At 55.5% G+C, this 20,685-nt stretch carries 19 protein-coding genes; 6 read left to right on the top strand and 13 right to left on the bottom strand.

Annotated features, from left to right (window positions below):
- Positions 1 to 82: 82 nt before the first annotated feature.
- The 4 genes from AH68_RS03540 to AH68_RS03525 all read right to left on the bottom strand — a co-directional run bounded on the left by AH68_RS03540 (position 83) and on the right by AH68_RS03525 (position 4,802).
- Entirely contained in the window at positions 83 to 1,339 is a 1,257-nt protein-coding gene (locus AH68_RS03540) for a HipA family kinase (RefSeq protein ID WP_039197706.1), read from the bottom strand.
- Between the two features lie 132 nt (positions 1,340 to 1,471).
- Positions 1,472 to 2,566 (bottom strand): redox-regulated ATPase YchF, encoded by a 1,095-nt coding sequence (gene ychF, locus AH68_RS03535; RefSeq protein ID WP_039197704.1) that lies wholly within the window; start codon positions 2,564 to 2,566, stop codon positions 1,472 to 1,474.
- A 17-nt stretch (positions 2,567 to 2,583) separates the two neighbouring features.
- Positions 2,584 to 3,384 carry a pyrroline-5-carboxylate reductase gene (gene proC, locus AH68_RS03530; protein ID WP_039197701.1) on the bottom strand — a complete coding sequence of 267 codons (801 nt, stop codon included), beginning with the start codon at positions 3,382 to 3,384 and terminating at the stop codon, positions 2,584 to 2,586.
- A 74-nt stretch (positions 3,385 to 3,458) separates the two neighbouring features.
- Positions 3,459 to 4,802, bottom strand: coding sequence for an alpha/beta fold hydrolase (locus AH68_RS03525; protein ID WP_039197699.1), 1,344 nt, complete (start codon positions 4,800 to 4,802; stop codon positions 3,459 to 3,461).
- Positions 4,803 to 4,979: 177 nt separating this feature from the next.
- Between AH68_RS03525 and AH68_RS03520 the strand changes: the two genes are divergently transcribed.
- Complete coding sequence (locus AH68_RS03520; protein ID WP_039197698.1) at positions 4,980 to 7,589, top strand: sensor histidine kinase; 2,610 nt, start codon at positions 4,980 to 4,982, stop codon at positions 7,587 to 7,589.
- 76 nt (positions 7,590 to 7,665) lie between these two features.
- Positions 7,666 to 8,412: a response regulator gene (locus AH68_RS03515; RefSeq protein WP_039197696.1), complete on the top strand. Its 747-nt coding sequence runs from the start codon at positions 7,666 to 7,668 to the stop codon at positions 8,410 to 8,412.
- 176 nt (positions 8,413 to 8,588) lie between these two features.
- On the opposite strand, the gene AH68_RS03510 is transcribed toward AH68_RS03515, so the two are convergent.
- Together AH68_RS03510 and AH68_RS03505 are read right to left on the bottom strand one after the other, a co-directional pair.
- Positions 8,589 to 8,921 carry a hypothetical protein gene (locus AH68_RS03510; protein WP_052189135.1) on the bottom strand — a complete coding sequence of 111 codons (333 nt, stop codon included), beginning with the start codon at positions 8,919 to 8,921 and terminating at the stop codon, positions 8,589 to 8,591.
- Positions 8,922 to 8,934: 13 nt separating this feature from the next.
- Positions 8,935 to 9,369: a hypothetical protein gene (locus AH68_RS03505; RefSeq protein WP_039197694.1), complete on the bottom strand. Its 435-nt coding sequence runs from the start codon at positions 9,367 to 9,369 to the stop codon at positions 8,935 to 8,937.
- Positions 9,370 to 9,575: 206 nt separating this feature from the next.
- On the opposite strand from AH68_RS03505, the gene AH68_RS03500 reads away from it, so the two are divergent.
- The 4 genes from AH68_RS03500 (at position 9,576) to AH68_RS03485 (ending at position 12,810) form a co-directional block, all read left to right on the top strand.
- Positions 9,576 to 10,241 carry an urease accessory protein UreE gene (locus tag AH68_RS03500; protein WP_039197691.1) on the top strand — a complete coding sequence of 222 codons (666 nt, stop codon included), beginning with the start codon at positions 9,576 to 9,578 and terminating at the stop codon, positions 10,239 to 10,241.
- Between the two features lie 137 nt (positions 10,242 to 10,378).
- Positions 10,379 to 11,113 carry an urease accessory protein UreF gene (locus AH68_RS03495; protein WP_236682446.1) on the top strand — a complete coding sequence of 245 codons (735 nt, stop codon included), beginning with the start codon at positions 10,379 to 10,381 and terminating at the stop codon, positions 11,111 to 11,113.
- A gap of 29 nt (positions 11,114 to 11,142) precedes the next feature.
- Entirely contained in the window at positions 11,143 to 11,751 is a 609-nt protein-coding gene (ureG, locus tag AH68_RS03490) for an urease accessory protein UreG (protein WP_039197689.1), read from the top strand.
- Between the two features lie 123 nt (positions 11,752 to 11,874).
- Positions 11,875 to 12,810 (top strand): urease accessory protein UreD, encoded by a 936-nt coding sequence (locus AH68_RS03485; protein WP_052189133.1) that lies wholly within the window; start codon positions 11,875 to 11,877, stop codon positions 12,808 to 12,810.
- A gap of 208 nt (positions 12,811 to 13,018) precedes the next feature.
- Here AH68_RS03485 and ureC read toward each other — a convergent pair whose 3' ends face one another.
- From ureC to urtA, 7 genes are all read right to left on the bottom strand, one after another.
- Entirely contained in the window at positions 13,019 to 14,743 is a 1,725-nt protein-coding gene (gene ureC / locus AH68_RS03480; protein WP_039197687.1) for an urease subunit alpha, read from the bottom strand.
- A complete protein-coding gene (ureA, locus tag AH68_RS03475) occupies positions 14,740 to 15,447 on the bottom strand; it encodes an urease subunit gamma (RefSeq protein WP_039197685.1) in 708 nt (235 codons plus the stop codon). Before ureA ends, ureC begins: the two co-directional genes overlap by 4 nt.
- Positions 15,448 to 15,653: 206 nt before the next feature.
- Positions 15,654 to 16,355, bottom strand: a complete 702-nt coding sequence (gene urtE, locus AH68_RS03470; protein ID WP_236682445.1) for an urea ABC transporter ATP-binding subunit UrtE — start codon at positions 16,353 to 16,355, stop codon at positions 15,654 to 15,656.
- Positions 16,355 to 17,278 carry an urea ABC transporter ATP-binding protein UrtD gene (urtD, locus tag AH68_RS03465; protein WP_236682444.1) on the bottom strand — a complete coding sequence of 308 codons (924 nt, stop codon included), beginning with the start codon at positions 17,276 to 17,278 and terminating at the stop codon, positions 16,355 to 16,357. The genes urtE and urtD overlap by 1 nt, the downstream gene beginning before the upstream one ends.
- Complete coding sequence (gene urtC, locus AH68_RS03460; protein ID WP_144245684.1) at positions 17,275 to 18,384, bottom strand: urea ABC transporter permease subunit UrtC; 1,110 nt, start codon at positions 18,382 to 18,384, stop codon at positions 17,275 to 17,277. The genes urtD and urtC overlap by 4 nt, the downstream gene beginning before the upstream one ends.
- A gap of 21 nt (positions 18,385 to 18,405) precedes the next feature.
- Positions 18,406 to 19,290: an urea ABC transporter permease subunit UrtB gene (gene urtB / locus AH68_RS03455; protein ID WP_039197683.1), complete on the bottom strand. Its 885-nt coding sequence runs from the start codon at positions 19,288 to 19,290 to the stop codon at positions 18,406 to 18,408.
- Positions 19,291 to 19,363: 73 nt separating this feature from the next.
- A complete protein-coding gene (gene urtA / locus AH68_RS03450) occupies positions 19,364 to 20,674 on the bottom strand; it encodes an urea ABC transporter substrate-binding protein (protein WP_236682443.1) in 1,311 nt (436 codons plus the stop codon).
- Positions 20,675 to 20,685: the final 11 nt, after the last annotated feature.

Genomic DNA, 20,685 nt, shown 5'->3' with positions numbered 1-20,685 from the left:
CAAGTCAGTAGCAGCCTTCCACGCCTCCTCACAGTGCGCAACCCGGAAGGCCCTTTTTATTGGCGAACTCGACCGGTTTGGTCTATCGCAACAGTCGTTCGTTGAGGATGACAGGAGCGTGTTCGATTGACGGCTGCAACGCATCGAGCTGGTCGGACAGCTTCGACTCGTCGACCACCGGCAGTTCGAGCAGGGATCGTGCGGCCGCGTGCAGGTAGTCGTTCAACGCCTCGATGCGGCCCGGCTCCAGCGGGTAAGCCGGGTCGTTCTCCAAGGTGACGTCCAACGTTGTGCGCAACATCTCATGCTGCGCGCTGCCCATGATGGCCGCGCACTGGTCGCGGAACGTCATACGAGAATTTGCCGGCTGACGTTCGGACAGTACCTGCGGAATCCACGCGCCGCCCTCCCAGTCGGCGCGCATGTCGTTCTTGAACAGCGACATGTTATGGTCGAACAACGGCGCCGGACCCAGAATCCGGCCGGTACGGTTGTCGCGCAGGAACCCGTGGTTGTTGGCGTGACGGTCCTGATTGACGATGAGCGCGTCGAACACTAGCATCGTGCGCATCGCCTCGAACGATTCCTCGGACACGGCGCGTGCGGCGGCGAGGATCTCCGGGAACGACGCCAGCTGCGTCACCACATAGAATGGCACGAACGACACGTCCTTCGAGTTCATCGAACCGCACACCGACGCGAGCTTGCCCTTCCAACGGGCGATGCGGTAGTCGACCGCGTTCACACCGAGCCTGCGCGCCAGCTGCGAGGCGAGATACTCGGAATACGGTTCCAAACCGGCGTTCGCATACCCTTCGGAACCCGCCTTCCACAGTTCCAGCCCACGTTCCGTATGCCGCCACGCCTTCGGGAACTGGCCGTCCGTCGTCCACTCGCTCGACAGGCCGATCGCATGCTTCTCGCTCGGCGTATACCCCGTGTAGGCCACGATGGCGAGCGTCTCGTCCAACGGATTGTCATACAGGTTGATGTCCGCGAACTTGAGGTTCTCACCGTCGCGTTCCGCCCAGAACGAATCGTTGACCGACAGCCCCTTGCACAGGTCGATGATGCCCAGCGTATCCGCAATGTTCAACCCCGCCTGCGCGAGAACCTGCGTGGCGAACTCACGATTCTTCGGAATCGTGCGCCGCTCCAGCCACGTCGTCAGCTTCGCATTATCCGGCTCCGGAGCCAACGGAAACGGCAGCAACGCGCGCTTCGACTCATCGAACCAGCGGACATGCGCCTCGATCTTGCCCGCCAGCAGGCCCTCGCCATACGACGCATCGAACCGGAGCAACGGATCATCATAGAGCCGCAGCACGTAACTCGTCATATCCGCCCCCTCCAATCAAGCCCGCTCCAAAGTCATATCGGGCGATTCACATATGAAGAACAACTGTCTACAGTATAGACAAGGGCCTTGGAACGCAACGCTTCCAAGGCCCTCGGCACTAATCGGCAATCACTACTTGGAAACGTTGAATTTAAACTCGACGATGTCGCCGTCCTGCATCACGTAGTCGCGGCCTTCCTGACGTAGCTTGCCCTCCTCCTTGATCTTGACCATGGAGCCTTCGGCAGCCACGAAATCGTCGTAGGAGACGATGTCGGCCTTGATGAAGCCTTTTTCGAAGTCCGTATGAATCACGCCGGCAGCCTGCGGGGCGGTATAGCCCTTGTGGATCTGCCATGCGCGCACTTCCTTTTCACCTGCGGTAAGGAAGGTGGAAAGGCCGAGCGTATCGTATCCGACTCGTGCCAACTGATCCAATCCGGACTCCTCAAGACCGGCGTCCGCAAGCATCTCGCGGGCGTCAGCCTCGTCGAGTTCGGTCAGATCGGCTTCGAACTGCGCGTTGAGGAAGATGGCCGGAGCCGGAGCCACGGATGCGGCGAGCTTGGCCTGCATATCTTTGTTCTGCAGTTCGGCATCGTCCACGTTGAACACGTAGATGAACGGCTTGGCGCTCATCAAGTGCAGATCGTAGACGGAATCCTTGTCGAAACGGCCTTCGCGAGCCGCCTTATCAATGGTTTCGCCGGCTTCGAGAATGGTCTTCGCCTGCTTGACGGCTTCCATGTAGGCCGGTTCGATTTTTTTGCCGCGCAGATCCTTCTCCAGCTTCGGCAGCGCGTTCTCGATGGTCTGCAGATCGGCAAGAATCAGCTCGGTGTTGATGGTTTCAATGTCGTCGGACGGATCGACCTTGCCGTTGACGTGCACGATATCATCGTCTTCGAAGGCACGCACGACCTCGCAGATAGCATCGGCTTCGCGAATGTTGGCGAGGAACTTGTTGCCCAGGCCTTCGCCTTCCGAAGCACCTTTGACGATGCCTGCGATGTCGACGAACGTGACGGTGGCCGGCACGATCTTCTCCGTGTGCACGAGCTTGGCGAGCACCGGCAGGCGGTCATCCGGCAACGGCACAATGCCAGTATTCGGCTCGATAGTGGCGAACGGATAGTTTTCCGCCAGCACGTTGTTACGGGTCAATGCGTTGAACATGGTGGACTTGCCGACGTTCGGCAGTCCGACGATTCCGATAGTAAGAGACATGGTTCCTTAGCTTAGTATTAGGCTTCGATGGCGTCGACCGCTTTGATCACGGCACCACGGAACGCGCTTTCCTCCAACGATGCGACACCCCTGATGGTGGTGCCCCCTGGAGAGCAGACAGCGTCTTTCATGGCACCCGGATGCGTTTCGTTGGCCAAATAGAGCGCGCCCACGCCTTCCACCATTTTGGCGGCCAGACGATACGCGGTGGCACGCTGCAATCCATATTTCACACCGGCATCGCCCAATGCTTCGATGTACATGTCGGTGAAGGCCGGCGCGCAGCCGGCGATGCACATGCCGATGCCCATGTGTGCGGTGTCCACGCGTTCAATCAGGCTGATTGACGAAAACAGGCTTTCGAAGGTTTCCGTCTGTTCCTGCGTGAGCGTGTTGTCGATTTCCGTGACCAGCACGCCTTCGCCGACAGCCATCGGCGTGTTCGGAATGGTGCATTGGATGTGTGCCTGTTCGAAAGACGTTCCGAACAGGTCGCGGAATTTGTTCAGATCCCAGCCTGCCGCAATGGACACGACGATGGTGTTTGGCTGCGCCAGCTTATCAACAATCGGTGAAATCACCGCTTCAATCTGATACGGTTTGATGGCGATAACGACCACGTCGGCGGCTTCGGCCACTTGTGCAGCGGTATGCACCGCTTTCACACCAAGTTTGGCGGCGTTACATTCCAGCTTGTCATAGTGTGCCGCACAAGCCACAATGTCGTTGCCGCTGATTGTGCCGGCATTGACCAGGCCTTCGGCGATCGCCTGCGCCATGTTGCCGTATCCGATGAATCCGATGGTTGGATTGGACATGGTGTCCTCCTTGTCGTCTTTTCTAATGGACGTAATTGTTTTGGATGCGATGGTTTCGGAGAATTTCGGGAATGTCAGAACAGTTCTTCCAGGTCTCCCCTGTTCAACGCCTCGTCGAACAGGTGCTTGAACACCACGGAACCATGTACACCGTCGTGCTCGAATTCGTTGGTGGTCCAATAGTGCGATCGTCCCACACGGGACAGCGTATCAAATTGCAGATCGGAGTCGACGTACATGTCGTCGAAATAGACGGCGGCCTGCAACGGCACCTCGTTACGCGCCAACTGGTCGGCATCGTAGACCGTGCCGAAATGCGTGTCTTCCATAAGCACGTCCATGGCTGGTTTGAACGGACGCAACGCACGTTCCTGCTCGAACATCCACGGGAACATGGCCTCGCCGGTGAAATTAAGCGGACGAATGTCACCCGCGAATTCCGGATGCTCGCCGCGCACGCGCTGGGCGGCCCAGCAAATCGGCGTTTTCAGCTCGCCGTTGGCGTAGATGAACTCCTGCAACGGCCAATACAGTGGGCGAGACGAGGTCGCCTCCATCACGGAAGATAGGAATTCGTCAGACAGTTCCGCCGAGGTCGAGGCCGAACCGTCGCCGTCAAGGAATGCCTGGTCAAGAATCCAATGCACGCGTTCGAAACTTGGCTTCATACCGAAATCGGATCCCAAGCATTGGAAGCGTTCCACCGTGAGCGGATCGCCGTTCGGCAATGTGACCTTGCGCGATTGCAGAATGTCGGCGACGGCCACGACACGTTCGATATCGATCGGGTAACGCTCGTAGAACTGCTTCGTCTTTGCCGCCATGCGCGGGAACGTATGACGGTACACGTCGGTCGCATCGGCGGGAACATGAGGAATGCCGCCCGTGGTGAAACTGGCGATAACTCCTTGCGGGAACAGCGAAAGATACGTCAACGTCAGGAATCCGCCATAGCTTTGACCAAGCGTGACCCAACGTGCGCCCCCGAATTCGGTGCGACGCAGATGCTCGAAATCACGAACGATCGAATCAGCGAGGAAACGCTTCAAAAACGCGGCACCGGCCTTGCCGTCGCCGTCCATGCCCTCAATCACATGCGTGTCGACACGAGACGAACGCCCCGTACCACGTTGATCCGGCAACACCACGCGGAAATGCTTGATCGCTTCCTCGATCCAACCATCGGAACTTGGGCCGAGCGGACGCGGACCGGAACCACCGGGACCACCCTGCAGGAACACGAGCAACGGCAGGTCGTCATGCACATGTTCGGGAGCGGTGACCACACGGTAGAACAGGCTGATCGATTCGCCATCGAACCCATGACCGGGCTCGTGACCCGCCCAATCCAACGGCACCTTGATGGAACGATCCTCAATATGCAATCCGGGCACGTAGTATTCGCTCAGCAACGTCATGCATTCACCTTTCCTTTGGCGTCATCGGCATATTCAATGCGGGTAGTGACTTCTTGATAGATTCCATCTCACCCACATGCGGAGACAACCTTACCTCACAAAAGCGGCTTTATCTTACCGTTATTTCATTCCTGCGCACGATGGCGTCACAGCATATCTGGCGCTAGGGTGGAGCGTATGTCGAATTTCAAGCAGCGTTTCCTGTCGTGGATGCATGGTCATGTCTTCGCAGGCGATCTCATCCTCACGCTTGTTATAGGTGTTCTGCTGTTCGGCGTGACCGGCAGCATCACCTATAATCCGGGATTGCTGTTTGACCTTAATCCTTCCATACAGATGGCGTGGGAAGCGGCAATGCTGATCCCGCTGCTGATCCGTCGATGGCGGCCACAGACCGGAGCGTTGCTCTGTGTGGCATTGGCCTTGACGCATCTCATATTCGGCCCTTGCATATTGGGCGCCGATATTCTGGCATTGGTCATGCTGTATTCGGTGATCGTCTACGGCAATCCCAAAAACACGAAAGCCTTCATTATTCTAGCGTTGGCCATCGGTCTTCTGGCTTCGGCGTTGATGGCATGGACCATGACCAATGGGCCGCTGCTCACCGGTGGCAAAGTGCATACGTGGAGCAGTTGGAATGGCTCAAATCCAAATGGCTCAATGGTCACGGAAGACACTCTCGGCTCCATCTACACAGGAACATCCATGTCGGAAGTCGCCAACATGGTGGCGCAATACATGTTGGTGCTGACGCCGATTTTCGAAGTATGCATTATTTCCACCGTCATTGTAGCGTTCTGGCAGCGTGCCCGTCTGGCAACCGTTCGTATGATGCGGGAACGCAATGAGGCGATCGCCGCACGAGACCAGGACGAACGCGATATCGCCGCGTTGGCGGAACGAGCACGCATCGCACGCGACATGCATGATGTGGTGGCGCACACCCTATCAATCATCATCGTGCAGTCTGATGGCGGCCGCTATGCAGGCACGCATGATCCCGCGGTGGCTAGAAACACCATGGAGACGATTCGACACGAATCGGAACGCGCACTGCATGACATGCAACGTCTTCTGGGAGTATTCGGGGGTTCACCGCACGCCGATTATAACGATATAGGCAATCTTGTGGAACAAGCGCGAAACGTCTCCCCCGACATTCGAATCCGATGGAATATCACCGGCACCGCCAGCCCAGAACAACTCGGTGAACAAGCCTCGATAGCTTCCTACCATGTAGTGCAGGAGGCGCTGACGAATATCCGCAAGTATGCGGGGCCGCACGTCGATGTGCATATTAAAGAGTCATGGAACAACGGTTTACTCACTTTGACCGTCACCGACAATGGTCGTGGCGCGGCGGCCAATATCGACGGGCATACGCCAGGTTACGGCCTGTTGGGCATGAAGGAACGCATCGAATCGGCCGGAGGCTCATTGCAGGCTGGCCCTCAACTCGGCGGAGGCTTCGAAGTTATGGCCACCCTGCCTTACGGCGGTAAAGAGCCAGTGACAGACGAAACCGGCGAACAGTATGCCTCGGAACAGTCCGAATCTTGCAACACAACTGCCATATCCAGCAAAGCGAAATTATCCGACGAAGCAATCGCATCTCACACAGCCGTCAGCATATCGGCGCGAATCCCCGATCAACCATCGGAACAGACGCAGGAAACCAACCAACCAACCGGTCGCGACCATCGTTCGAACGCCCTGCAACACTTGCGCATCACCGCACCCAATCTGCATGATTTGCTCACATCGCTGAAACTGAAATCCGTAGAACTTGCAAATACATCCAATTCGCGAGGGCTGAATTGGGTGGAACGTGTTTCCGCGTGGACGCAGCACCATTATGTGCTCATGGATTCCGTTGGTGCCGTGGTATTGGTCATGCTGCTGAATCGCATGTCGATTACATTCTTTTTTGATAGTTCACGCGATGCGCAGCTCTCTCATGCGATCGCCGCATGCTGCTTGCTGGCACTGGCTCTTCGACGCAGGTTCCCCGAGACTTGCGCGCTTATTGTGTTCGTATTGTCGGTTGTGCAATTGGTATTTTTGGGATTGATTGAGGTTGGACATATCGTAGCGTCGCTGTGTGCGCTGTATTCAGCCGTATTGTATGGGCGTGAACACGCATGGCGTTGGACCGGTCTTGCCGCTGTCACCTGTTCAGCTCTGATGGGCTTGAAAATCGCAGCTGATCAACACGGATACACTACCTTGTTCGGCGCCATCGCCGCTTCCGTGGGCTTAACAAAACCGGTTTCAGCCACGTCAAGTAGTAGTGCAGCATTCTTTACCGGCGTCATGTATACGGTTGCAGTGCTGATGCTGTGCGCCGGCATCATGGCGTGGGCACGTTGGGCGCGTTCCAGTGATTCAAACGCACTGGTGTTGCAGGCTCGCGAAGAGGCACTGGTGGCCGAGCAGGAGAAGCAGCGTATTCTCGCGGCGAATATGGAACGTGACCGTATCAGTGCCAGCATTCAGGCTGAAGTCACCGCCACGTTGAACAGCGTGATTAGTCAAGCCGTCGATGGTATCCGCATGCTGGATAGCGCCGAAGCACAAGGCAAAGAGACTACCGCCGACGAGATTTCCGCAGCGTTCAAAGCCATTGGCGAGCAGGGGCGCGCCGCGCTTAAGCGTATGCGCGAATTGCTTGGCGTGCTTCGTGAGACTGGTTTCAGCGATGACGCTCATGCCGGTAGTGCGAGCGAACTGCAGTTGAGGCCCGCAGCACCATTGGAGGAGCAGCTGCAGCGCGTGCCTCGATAGCCGATTCAAGTTTTTCAGGGAGATTTAAGGGTTTGTTTCGCGCTGTGAGCGGAACAATGCCGATAAGGTGGAGAGTATGAGTGAAGAACAGAAGATTCGTGTGGTCATTGCCGATGATCAGGAATTGGTACGTGCCGGTTTCGCCATGGTGATCGGCTCCCAACCTGATATGGCGGTTGCGGCGCAGGCTCGCGATGGTGCAGAGGCTGTGGCGTTGGCGGAAACGCTGCATCCTGACGTGGTGTTGATGGATGTGCGTATGCCCGGCATGGATGGTATTGAGGCGACTCGGCAGATCAGTGCGTTGCAGCATCGCTTTGCTGCCGATGGAACGCAATCAGAAGTCACTCATACCAAAGTGATCATTCTGACGACATTCGATTTGGATGAATATGTTATGGCTGCGATCACTGCCGGAGCTTCCGGTTTTCTGCTGAAAGATACGGAACCGGAAACGTTGCTGAATTCGATTCGCACGGTTTTTCAAGGTAATGCGATTATCGCACCGTCCGCCACGAAACGTCTTATCGAGAAAATGATGGAAGGCGACTTCATGGCTACGAACGTCGGTAGGCCTGAAAATTCCGCAACTACTTCTGCTACGGATTCAACATATACCGATCCGGAATTGGACGAGCTGACCGATCGCGAGCGCGAAGTGCTTATTGAGATCGCGCATGGATTGTCGAATCAGGAAATTGCCGACAAGCTTTTCATCAGCCTGCCTACGGTGAAAACGCATGTGGCGCATATTCTGTCGAAAATCAATGCGCGTGACCGCGTGCAGGCAGTGGTGTTCGCTTATGAAAACCATTTGGTCTGACGATTACGCCCAGCTGGTTTAATCACTCGGGAATCAACTTCAACAGACCTGCCAAATTTTAGACGGTTGCAACAAAACAGCCTTTGTCAACAATAAATGAGGGGCTTCCAGCAGCGACATATCTCACCGTTGGAGAGCCCCTCACGAACAGATGCAACAATCAGCAGCATCACCAATCAGATGTTTCGTGACGTTGCGGCGACACGCTGCCGTGCACGTAATGCTTCAACCATCAGGTAGGCAGACCACGCGAAGAAGCCGGCAAACACCACCAGCAAACCAAGCGCACTATCATCCGCCACAACGGCCGGGTCAGACAGTGTAACAAATGGATTGTCTTCGGCAAGCGAAGCAATGCCGTCTACGCACCACATCAGTGTCGCGCCCCAGTACATCAACATCAGCATACCCAAATGCGAGGAATTGCAACGATCAACGCTATGACGTCTCATAAGCATGTAGATAACCGTCACCGCAAATGCGGTAACACCCGTAATAATCAGCGTCATGCGAGCCTCACCATCATTCCCCGATGGAGCCCGCAGTTTCAGCGGACATCGCCGTGAGAACCGCACCATGCGCTTCAAGCCAATCCGCTACCACACACATCGCTCCCCAAACCACAGTAACCAGAGCCGCCATGCCGACGCCCACCGTGGCCATTTCATGGAGCATCACAACCGTCTCATCAGGCGAACGCATGGCAGTGAGGAACGGGAACCATGGAACCACCTCACCATGCCATACATGCTCGATAAGCAGTAGGAACGCACCACCCCACAGCATGTTCATCAGCCATCCAAGCTTACGACTGAACAGCACGTGCCCTTCCTTGACCGCAACCACCTTGCCATCGACTTTCCTGGCAACGCCTTTGGCGATTTCTTTATGCTCCACAAACCTGCGCACCGCGGTCACGGCTGCAGCTTCAGCGCCACTCACGAGAAAACAAGCCATCTATTCCGCTCCTTTCGAGAATAACCCTTCATGTGGCGGTATTGCCCGCGAAAATAACGCTACCGATGCATGTTGCCCTCATGTAAATCAGTGGTAACGCCGCACCGTTACATAGGAAACAATCGGGAAACAATCGCTTTGCTTTTCCGTCTTACTCTGACCACAGCTCGCAACAGTAACCATGAAAGAAAGGCGGGAGCAGGGATATGATCGCCACTGGCATTTCCGGCAATATCATCGAACATCCCATTTCGGACGGCAAGCTCAATGTGCCGGTCAACTTCGAATGGTTTGAAGCGTCCAAGAAGCGTATGCGCAAAGTGGCCGAGGACGGTACCGAAATCGGCGTAATGGTTGGGCAAACCATTCAAGATGGCGACGTACTCGCCGAAACGGATGACAAACGCTACTACGCGCGTATGAAAACCGCTCAGCTCATTGAAATTCCGGTACATTCCATGAAAGAGATGGGCCGACTGTGCTTCGAACTCGGCAACCGTCACCTGAGCCTCAAGGTGGAGGAGGACCGCGTGCTGGTGCCTTATGACCATCCGACGATGGAATACACCAAGAAAATCGGCTTCGAACCGAAGGTTATTGAAGGTGGATTCGATGGTTTCCTGATTGTCAAAGCACATGCGGGAAGTGGAACCATCGTGCCGGGAACCAACAAAACCACTGGCGATTTGGAGGAGGAAGCTCAGGAGCGTGAAGCCGATGCGGCCTTCGCCCACCATCATCACGAAACCGCGCATAATCAATATAATCATGAGCACACTCATGAACACGAAACATACGAGCTCAATGGCGTGCTGCACCGCGCGGACGGCACGCATTCACATGACGGCGGCCACACATGGCATACACACTGAGCACACCACGCAGAAGAACATCGAACGCCAGAGAACACGCGAAACGCTCAGCCGACATCATCGAATTGCGTCGCCTCAATTATCTGCAAGTATGCGACAGCGTGTTCCCCGTGGGAGCTTTCGCATTGTCGAACGGCATGGAAACCTTCGTGCAGCACGACATCATTCAATCGAACCGCGATTTCGCCGACTACCTGCACAACTACTTGGAAGTGGCCGCCTATAAGGAAATCGGACAAATGGTAATCGCCGGGCGTATCGCACGCGACAGGCGGCTCTCCCCCACCGGTTTCACTAGAAAAATCACCGAATTAGACAGTCTGGCAACCGCACTTCAAGCTCCACGAGAAATCCGCGAAGGCCAACACAAAATGTGCTTGCGCATGATCAAACTCGCCGACCAGATGGAATCCAACCCGTTACAACCCATGGATGTACGGCATGGAGGTTCGGCCCGGCGTACGGTCAATATGCGGCACAATGCCCTGGATCCCGTCTCGTCCACACCTTCCGTCGGCCGTACCATACCTCACGTTGACACTTATAAAGCACTGATAGACACAGGACATTGTTTGGGTTTGCATGCCATTGCCATGGGCTTGTTCGCTGCCGATAAGGCACCCGACCTTCGTGAGGCGGCCATCACCTACTGTTATTCGCTGATCAGCGCACTCACCGTCTGCGCGGTTAAAGCCGTGCCTATCAGCCAATATGCGGGGCAGATTGCACTTCGTGACAGTTTCCCAGCCGTAGTTGATGCCGTAGACCTCGCATTCACACTGCATCCCGATGACCTCGGCATTTCTGGCGCCTACCTTGATATCGCCTCCATGCAACACGAAACCCTTTATTCCCGTCTTTATATGAGTTAGACGAGTTATCCCACAACGAAAGGAAAACCATGTCATATGTACGCATCGGCGTTGCCGGCCCAGTCGGTTCCGGTAAAACCGCGCTTATCGAACGCCTGACCAGAAAAATGGCCGACGACTACTCAATCTGCGTTGTCACCAACGACATCTACACCAAGGAGGACGCCGAATTCCTCATCGCCAATTCCCGACTGCCAGAAGACCGAATTGTCGGTGTGGAAACCGGCGGATGCCCACACACCGCAATCCGTGAAGACTGCTCGATGAATCTTGAGGCCTGCGAGGCGATGGCCGAATCACACCCCGATGTGGACATCATCTTCGTGGAATCAGGCGGCGACAACCTCTCAGCAACCTTCAGCCCTGATCTAGCCGACGCGACAATCTACGTAATCGCAACCGATGAAGGTGACAAAATCCCGCGCAAGGGCGGACCGGGCGTCACACGTTCCGATCTGCTGGTAATCAACAAAACCGACATCGCCGATCTTGTGCACGCCAATCTGGATATCATGGCCCGTGATTCTGAGAAAATGCGCAATGGCAGACCATATATATTCACCGATTTGATGAACGACAAGGGCGTGGACGACGTGATTGACTGGATCAAAAAATCCGCGCTTTTTGAAGACATGTAATCATCTTCATTTTTACAGAAGCAGAGGCGTCCAAGACATATCCACCATCATTCCACCTTCGCCTACTCAAAGGGCACTATAGCAGGGAATCAGTAAATAGTCCCCCGCGCAGAAAGGCCACTCATGCATAGCGAATTCCGTTTGACGACCGCACTGAGGCACGAACGCACCAAAGTCGACGATCTGTATTTCAATGCACCGTTCAAACTGGTGCATCCGTTCGTCGACGGTCGTCATACGGAATTCATGCTATCTTTTGTAGGGCCCGGTTTTCTTGCTGGGGACGAAGCCCGAATGGATTGTGTATTCGGACCCGGAACTGACTCCACAATCAGCACGCAAAGCTATGAGAAAGTGCTCGATACCGCCGGAGGTTCAGCATCACGTATCATCAATCTGACCGTTCAAGGCATCGCCAAAACGGTGTTCCTGCCATTACCGGTAATACCGTTCCAGAACAGTGATTTCGAAAACGCGGTGACCGCTCATATCTCCCCGCAATCCACCTTCGTGTATGCCGACGTGGTAGCTAACGGACGAGCCGGCATGGGCGAGCAATGGAAAATGCAGCGTTATTCCAGCAAACTCAAGGTCTTTGTAGACGGAACGTCATTCTCAGAACTGGACGAGACGCCTCACGCATCCACCACTGATGCCCCGAGTACCGCTCGACACCGCACATGCCCAACCGATTCAACAAGTCATTTGGCCTTCGCGGACCACACGCTGCTGGAACCAGGCCGTTTCGATTACACGCACATGGCCATGTGGCGTGATTACACGCATAACGGTCTCATGTATATTCATCTGCCCGAACTATCGTGCAATGGCATGGAGAAAAATGGCGCTACGACCCTCTCTTTAACAGAACGCAACACCGCTCGCGCAAATCAGGAGGATGCCTTAATCGCCAAACTACGTGACCTTGCCAAGAGCATGCGCTTACCCGGTGAATTCGGCACCACCCGTGTTATGGATGGCGTGGTCGCTCGATTACTCACTTCCCGCGGTTCCGATGCTCTCGATTTCATCACCGCCGCTTCCCGGCTGGTCGATTAAACCTGTTGCGTCCGATGATGCCGAACTTCAAACGTATGTAAGGAAAGTTTCCAAGATCAACGGCTGACGAAACTCGCTTATACGGACCAAGCGGCCGTGCGGCCTCAACAAGGTTGTGAGCCGCACGGCCGCTTGGAACCGCAGCAGATCCTTTCATCCGAAATTATCTTCCGTCATCTGTCTCGATCTGCCACCCGCCTAGGAATAATTAGAACAGGAAGTACCGTTGCGCCAATGGCAGCTCGGCTGCAGGTTCACAGGCAACCGGTTCGCCATCCACGGTAACCGTGAAAGTTTCAGGATTCACCTGAATGTCAGCCAGCACATCATTGAATTTGAGATCTTTTTTGCCGATTGTACGGCACCCGCGCACAGGCAAAACCGTACGAGACAATCCCAATCGGCCTTTGATATCATCATCAAAAGCTGCCTGCGAAACGAATGTGATGCAACTGGAGCCGAGCGCGCGTCCGATACCACCGAACATGTCACGATAAATCACCGGCTCCGGAGTAGGAATCGAAGCGTTCGCATCACCCATCCGCGAATAGGCGATCGAACCACCTTTGATAACCATCTCAGGTTTCGCTCCAAACAGCGCAGGCTGCCAGAGCACCAAATCAGCCATTTTCCCTACTTCAATGGAGCCCACATAGTCGGCGACGCCATGCGTCAGCGCCGGATTAATCGTGTATTTGGACACGTAACGTTTTACGCGGAAGTTGTCGTTGCGGTTGCCGTCATGCTCATCTTCAGGCAGAGGACCACGCTGCTTCTTCATTTTATCGGCCGTCTGCCAAGTGCGTGTGATCACTTCGCCCACGCGCCCCATGGCCTGTGAATCGGAGCTCATCATCGAAATGATGCCCATATCGTGCAGCACATCCTCAGCTGCGATGGTTTCGGGACGGATACGCGAATCAGCGAAAGCAATATCCTCAGGAACATTGCGATCCAGATGGTGCGTAACCATCATCATGTCAAGATGCTCATCAATCGTGTTGCGCGTGAACGGCATGGTCGGGTTCGTGGAGCTCGGCAGCACATTAGGGAAACCGGCCGCACGGATAATGTCTGGAGCATGTCCGCCACCTGCGCCCTCCGTGTGGTACGTGTGGATTGTACGGCCTTTGAACGCGGCAATCGTGTCTTCCACACAACCGCCCTCGTTCAGAGTATCGGTGTGGATGGCCACCTGCACATCCATTTCATCAGCCACCGTCAGGCATGTGTCGATTACTGCCGGAGTAGCTCCCCAATCCTCATGGATTTTGAGACCAGCAGCTCCCGCACGCACCTGCTCGCGTAACGGTTCAGGCGATGAATCGTTGCCCTTCCCAAGATATGCGATATTTATCGGCAACGCTTCCGCCGCTTCAATCATGCGAGCCATATGAAAAGCGCCAGGAGTGCAGGTGGTGGCATTGGTGCCATCTGCCGGTCCCGTACCGCCGCCCACCATTGTGGTAACTCCGCCTGCGAGCGCGGTGCGCACCTGCTGCGGTGCGATGAAGTGAATATGGGTGTCAAGGCCTCCTGCCGTAACAATCAGGCCTTCGCCCGCAAGCGCTTCGGTGCCAGATCCCACTGCGAGTCCCGGTGTCACGCCGTCCATGGTCTGGGGGTTGCCTGCTTTGCCGATTGCGTTGATTTTACCGTCCTTGATGCCGATGTCGGCTTTGTAAATGCCGGTGTAGTCGACGATCAACGCATTGGTGATTACTGTGTCAGGCGATTCGGCATCCAATTGCGTTGAGGATTGTCCCATGCCATCGCGGAATGATTTGCCACCTCCGAATTTCAATTCGTCGCCGTAATGCGTGTAGTCTTTTTCCACTTCGACGATCAGACTTGTATCGCCCAAACGCACCCTGTCTCCGGTAGTGGGACCGAACATGCCGGCATAATCACGTCGTGTAATCGTTTTCATCATGCAATCTCCTCGTCGTCGCCATCATCCATTCCCAGAAAATGCTCTTCGCGCGCTTTGGCGAATGCCGTTTCACGCACGACTGGGTCGTCCAGGCGTCCTTCCACCAGTTGGGCGAATCCATGGACCTCGCGGGTGCCGCCAAAATCGATAAGCTGCACACGATGCGATTCACCAGGTTCAAAACGTACGGCCGTGCCAGCGGCAATATCAAGATGCTTGCCATAAGCGGCTCTGCGATCAAAACGCAAATACTTGTTCGCTTCAAAAAAGTGATAATGCGATCCGACCTGAATGGGACGGTCAGCGGTATTCGTCACGTCGATTTCGATGGCTTCGCAACCTTCGTTCAGCGTCAGTTCACCATCGGCCGGCAGATATTCGCCGGGCACTAGTTCCTCGGTGGTTTCGACGGGATCATGGATGGATACGAGTTTGGTTCCATCGGGGAATGTGGCTTCGACCTCCACTTCGTGAATCATCTCCGCCACGCCGGGCATGACCTCATCCGCCGTAACCACAGTGCGCCCATAGGCCATAAGCTCGGCCACTGTCATACCTTCACGCGCCCGTTCCATCACTTCGGAGCTGATTAGCGCGATGGCTTCGGGATAGTTGAGTTTCACCCCCCGATCACGTCGCTCTTTGGCAAGTTCGCCTGCCAAATGCAGCATTAGTTTGTCGGTTTCCCTGGGCGTTAGTCTCATGTTTTGCCTCGATTCCTTGGTAATCCTTGGTTACGCGTATGGCATGCACCGCATTCACGTGCCACTGCGGCTCATGGCTCCGCGTTACCATGGCAGTCCGCATTCTGGCACGGTAACGTTTCCGCTGATGACATACGATGGACGGGACGCGTCCGACGGATCACGATAGTGTGTCTGCCCCGTCCGATCGGTGAATCGACATCGCCTTACACCCTCATGGCCTCCTTGGCCTCGGACACCGCGTCCGAACCGCCTTCGCCGGCGGCGATGAAACGCCCTGCGGCGAGCACGTAATAGAAGTCCGCGCGTTCGACCGCGAACTGTACCTTCTGCTCCACCAGAACCACGCCGATGCCCCTGTCCTCGGACATCGAACGAATCGAGCGTTGGATGTCGGCCACAATGTTGGGCTGGATGCCTTCGGTGGGTTCGTCGAGAATGATGAGTTTGGGACGTGTGATCAGCGCACGGGCAATTGACAGCTGCTGGCGCTGACCGCCTGAAAGGAGCCCAGCACGCCGATCCCTGAACTCCTTCAGCACGGGGAACGCCTCCACTGCCTCGTCATAGCGAGACCTCGCCTGCGAACCGTATTGTTCTGCCACCAACTGCAGATTCTCGGCAACTGTCATCTGGCCGAAGGACTGCTGCCCCTGCGGCACGAAAGCCATGCCAGCTGCAATGCGTTTGTTCGGAGCGGCTTTGGTGACATCCTTGCCATCGAACGTCACAGTTCCACCATTTATCGGCAATAATCCGAGAATTGCTTTGAGCAGCGTGGTCTTACCAGCACCATTGTTACCGACGATGCTCACCCATTGCCCAGCTTTCACATCGAATGAAATATCGTCGACGACTTTGACCTTACCGTAGCCGGAATTAAGTCCCTTGACTTCCAACATCGCCATCACTGATCACCTCCGCCGAGGTAGATGCGCACGACCTCCTCGTTGTTCTGAATGTCCTCGACCGATCCTTCGGCCAGAATCTCACCCTGATTGAGCACGGTGACGGAATCGGCGAACTGACGCATGAAATCCATGTCATGTTCAACGATGATCACAGTGCGGTTCCGACTGCAACGCTTGAGCAGCTGACCCGTGGCCTCGCGTTCGGCCGGAGTCATGCCTGCCACCGGTTCGTCGAGCAGCAACAGATGGGCGTCCTGCACCAGCAGCATGCCGATCTCCAACCATTGCTTCTTGCCGTGTGGCAGAGTGCCAGCCAACTTGTCGGCATCGTCCTTGAGATTGCAGACCTCCATCATGTATTCCACATTCTGCGAGGCCTTGTCCGGCTTGGCGAACAGTTCACGCGGCTTTTTCCGGAATCCTTCGGCGATCTGCAGGTTCTGCAGCACGGTGAGTTCTTCGACCACCGAGGCCGTCTGGAAGGTGCGTCCCACACCGAGATGCACAATCTCATTGGGTTTCCTGCCAATGAGCTGCTCACCACGGAAGGTGGCGGATCCGGTGGCTGGAACCAATCCGGTGATCGCGTCGATGATCGTGGTCTTGCCAGCGCCGTTCGGACCGATAAGGAAGCGCAGATCGCCATGCATCACCGTCAGATCGATGTCCTTCACGGCCACGAAGCCGTCGAACTCCACATGTAGTCCACGGATTTCCAAATAATCGCTCCACTGACCGCCGCGATCGTCCAACGCCGCCAGCTGTGTCTTCAGACGGTCACGCTCCTCGGCGATCTCCGCCTTCATCTGCGCGGCCTCATCACGCATGCGCTCGGCCTCATCACGCATGCGTCGCACCTCACGGCGCAACTGCTCAAGTTCCTCGCCATTCACCGTCGTCTCATTCCGACGCTCGCTCATGCGTTCACCGCCTTAGTCATCGTGGCCGCCTTGACGCTCGGCCCCGTCAATCCCAGTTTGTCTTTGATCCATGGCCATACGCCCTTGAACTGTCCCAAGCCCATCGGCACGAAGGCGATGACGAGAATGAACATCGCTCCTTCGATATAGGTCCAAGCACTTGGATAGGCCTCGGACAGCTGCGTCTCCGCAAAACGCACGATCAATGTGCCTATTACGGGCCCCAACAGCGTGGTGCGCCCGCCGATCACCACACCGGCGAGCATGAGGATCGACGGTGTCACACCGATGTCCGACGGCGAGATGATGCCAACCACCGGCACGAACATCGCGCCGCCCAAGCCGGCGAACATCGCGGCCAGCGAAAAGACGAACACTTTGATCGACGCGGGGTTGTAGCCCAGGAATTTCATGCGGTTCTCCTGATCGCGCACGCCGATCACCAACTCGCCCATGAACGAGTGACGGATCCAGTAGGATATAAGCACCATGGCAAGTACACAGAACGCGCAGATGTAGTAGATCATCTCCTTGTTCGCGGGATCGGTCAGGTCATAGCCGAAGAAACCGTCGAAGTCAGACAAGCCGTTCGTGCCGCCGGTGGTTTTGGACTGACCGATGAGCAGCACCGCAAAAGCCGCGACCAGCGCCTGCGACAGGATTGCAAAGTACGCGCCGCGCACTCCACGCCCAAACACCAGCAATCCGAGAACCGCTGCGATAATACCGGGCACTGCGATCACACCAATTGCCGCAACTACAGGGTTGGCAAACAGTTTCCAGAAGTCAGGCAGTTCGGTAATACCGTATTGAGCCATGAAATCAGGCACTTGGCCAGGCCCAATATCAGACATTTTCATATGCATAGCCATCACATAAGCGCCAAGACCAAAGAACAGACCCTGCCCCAAAGTGAGCATGCCGCCTTCGCCCCAAGCCAATCCGATGCCCACTGCGACCATCGCGTAGCACAGGTATTTGGACAGGAGCCCCACATTGTAGGTGTTCATGACGGCGGGTGCCAGAAAGATCAGCACAACCGCTGCAATAACGCCAATCCACAGCTTGTATTTGGTATACAACTCGGAAATGTTGAGACGTTGCATAATATCCCCTTTCTCCCGAACCTACGCCAGATTCCTGGAACGAACAGCGACCAGACCCTGCGGGCGGAACTGCAGGAAGAGCACGACGATGAGAAACACCATCACCTGCCCAATGGATGCGGATGTCGGCAATTCAATCCACGACTGGCACAGGCCCAACACGAAGGATGCGATCACCGCGCCCTTAAGCTGGCCAACACCGCCGGCGACAACAACAAGGAAGGCCTGCACGATAAAGTTGGTGCCGAAATTGAAACTGATGGAGTTAAGCAGGCTCAGAGCCACGCCTGCTATGCCAGCGATACCAGAGCCGAGGAAGAATGTCACGTGGTCGACCTTTCTGCTGGAGATACCGGAAGCCTCCGCCAAATCACGGTTTTCACCCGTGGCGCGAATCTGACGACCCAGTGGCGTGAACTTCAGAACCGCATATAGCGCCGCAACGCACACAATGGAGAGAATGAAGATGAATAGTCGGGCGGCCGAGAAGCTGTAGCCGAAAACCGTCACCGGGCTGGCAAGCGCTTTCGGCGCAGCGGCATACACTGGCGTGGAACCGAAAATATCGCGTGCAAGCTGCTGCAGCACCAACGAAACGCCGAAAGTCACTAACAACGTGTCCAAAGGTCTGGTGCGCATGCGCTGCAACAGCAACACGTCAAGCAGCAACCCCAAACAGCCGGACACAAGGAATCCAACCACCAGTGCCACTGCGAGCGCCACCGTCTTCGATTCGATGACCGAACCCATGACATACGCAGTGTATGCACCGGCCATCATGAACTCGCCGTGGGCGTTATTGATCACGCCCATCTGTCCGAATGTCAGCGACAATCCAAGCGCCGCCAACAGCAGAATTGACCCATTGGACAATCCCGCCACAATCTGTGGAAAGAACATATTCATGGTCGTCCACTCCCCTCTTTCTGTGGTTTTTCGTCTATACGTGTGATATGTGCGCGTGTTTTAACTTCAGTTGTCACTGTGCGCTTGCGTTCAGCGATTTTGCCCAGCTGTAAGTCTTGAGGTATGGATCCGGGGCAATCGGTCCATCGGATTGCCAAACCGTATGAATGAGCAAGTCGTCCTCAATGCGCCCGATATACGACGTTTTGTAAATATGGTGGTTTTCGCCATCCACAGTGACTTTCCCCTCAGGGGCGTTGAAAGTCACGCCATCTGCAGCCGCCTTGACCTTGTCCACGTCGAAACTCTTAGCCTTTTCGACCATGGCTTTCCACAGGTAGAGCGAGGTGTAGGCGGATTCCATCGGATCGGAGGTAGGCTTACTTGCACCATACTTTGCTTTGAAGTTCTTAACGAATTTCTGGTTTTCAGAACTGTCCAGCGTCTGGTAATAGTTCCAAGCCGTCAGTTGGCCCTTGACATTATCAAGTCCGATAGCGGAAATTTCCTCCTCGGCAATTGACATCGAAATCACCGGCACCTGGTCAGCGGTTAGACCGGAAGCCTTGTATTCCTTGAAGAACGCAACATTGGAATCGCCATTCAACGTGTTGACCACGGCGTCCGCGCCAGAGGACTTGAGCTTGTTGACAATAGTGGTGAAATCAGTGGAACCCATCGGCGTGTATTCCTCGCCGACCACTTCCATGCCATTACCCTCAGCATAGGCGTTTACCACGCGGTTCGCGGTCTGTGGAAACACGTAGTCGGATCCCACGAGGAACAGCTTCTTATGACCCTGCTCTTTGAGATAGTCAAGCGCGGGCACGATCTGTTGGTTGGGGGCGGCACCCGAATAAAAGATGTTGGAACTGGATTCCATACCTTCGTATTGCAACGGGTAGAACAACAGCGCATTGTCGGCCTCGAACACCGGCAGCATGGCCTTGCGCGAACTGGACGTCCAACCGCCGAACACCGCCGCCACGCACTCCTTTTCGATAAGGCTACGCGCTTTTTCGGCGAAAACAGCGGGCTCCGACTTGCCGTCCTGATCGACCACCTTGAGCTGTTTGCCAAGCACGCCGCCCGCCGCGTTAATTTCATCGGCGGCCATGTGCAGCGATTTATTCACTGTAGTTTCAGAAATTGCCATGGTGCCCGACAATGAATTCACGAAGCCGATTTTGATTGTAGAACCGGAGACGTCCACGCAACTAGAGGCGTTGGATGTATCGGTGGCACTAGCTTCCAAAGCGTTCTTCTGTGCCACGGTCCGCCCCCATCCGCAACCGCTTGAAGCTGTCACCATGACAAAAGCCGCGGCAAGTGCACTGAATCTGCGCAGTCCCCCACTGAGCCTACCGAATCGAGATGTGATCATACGCCCTCCCT

Source organism: Bifidobacterium catenulatum PV20-2 (genome assembly GCF_000800455.1).
GTDB lineage: Bacteria > Actinomycetota > Actinomycetes > Actinomycetales > Bifidobacteriaceae > Bifidobacterium > Bifidobacterium kashiwanohense_A.
The sequence above is the reverse complement of the archived record's forward strand: the minus strand, read 5'-3'. Positions and strand labels throughout refer to the sequence as shown.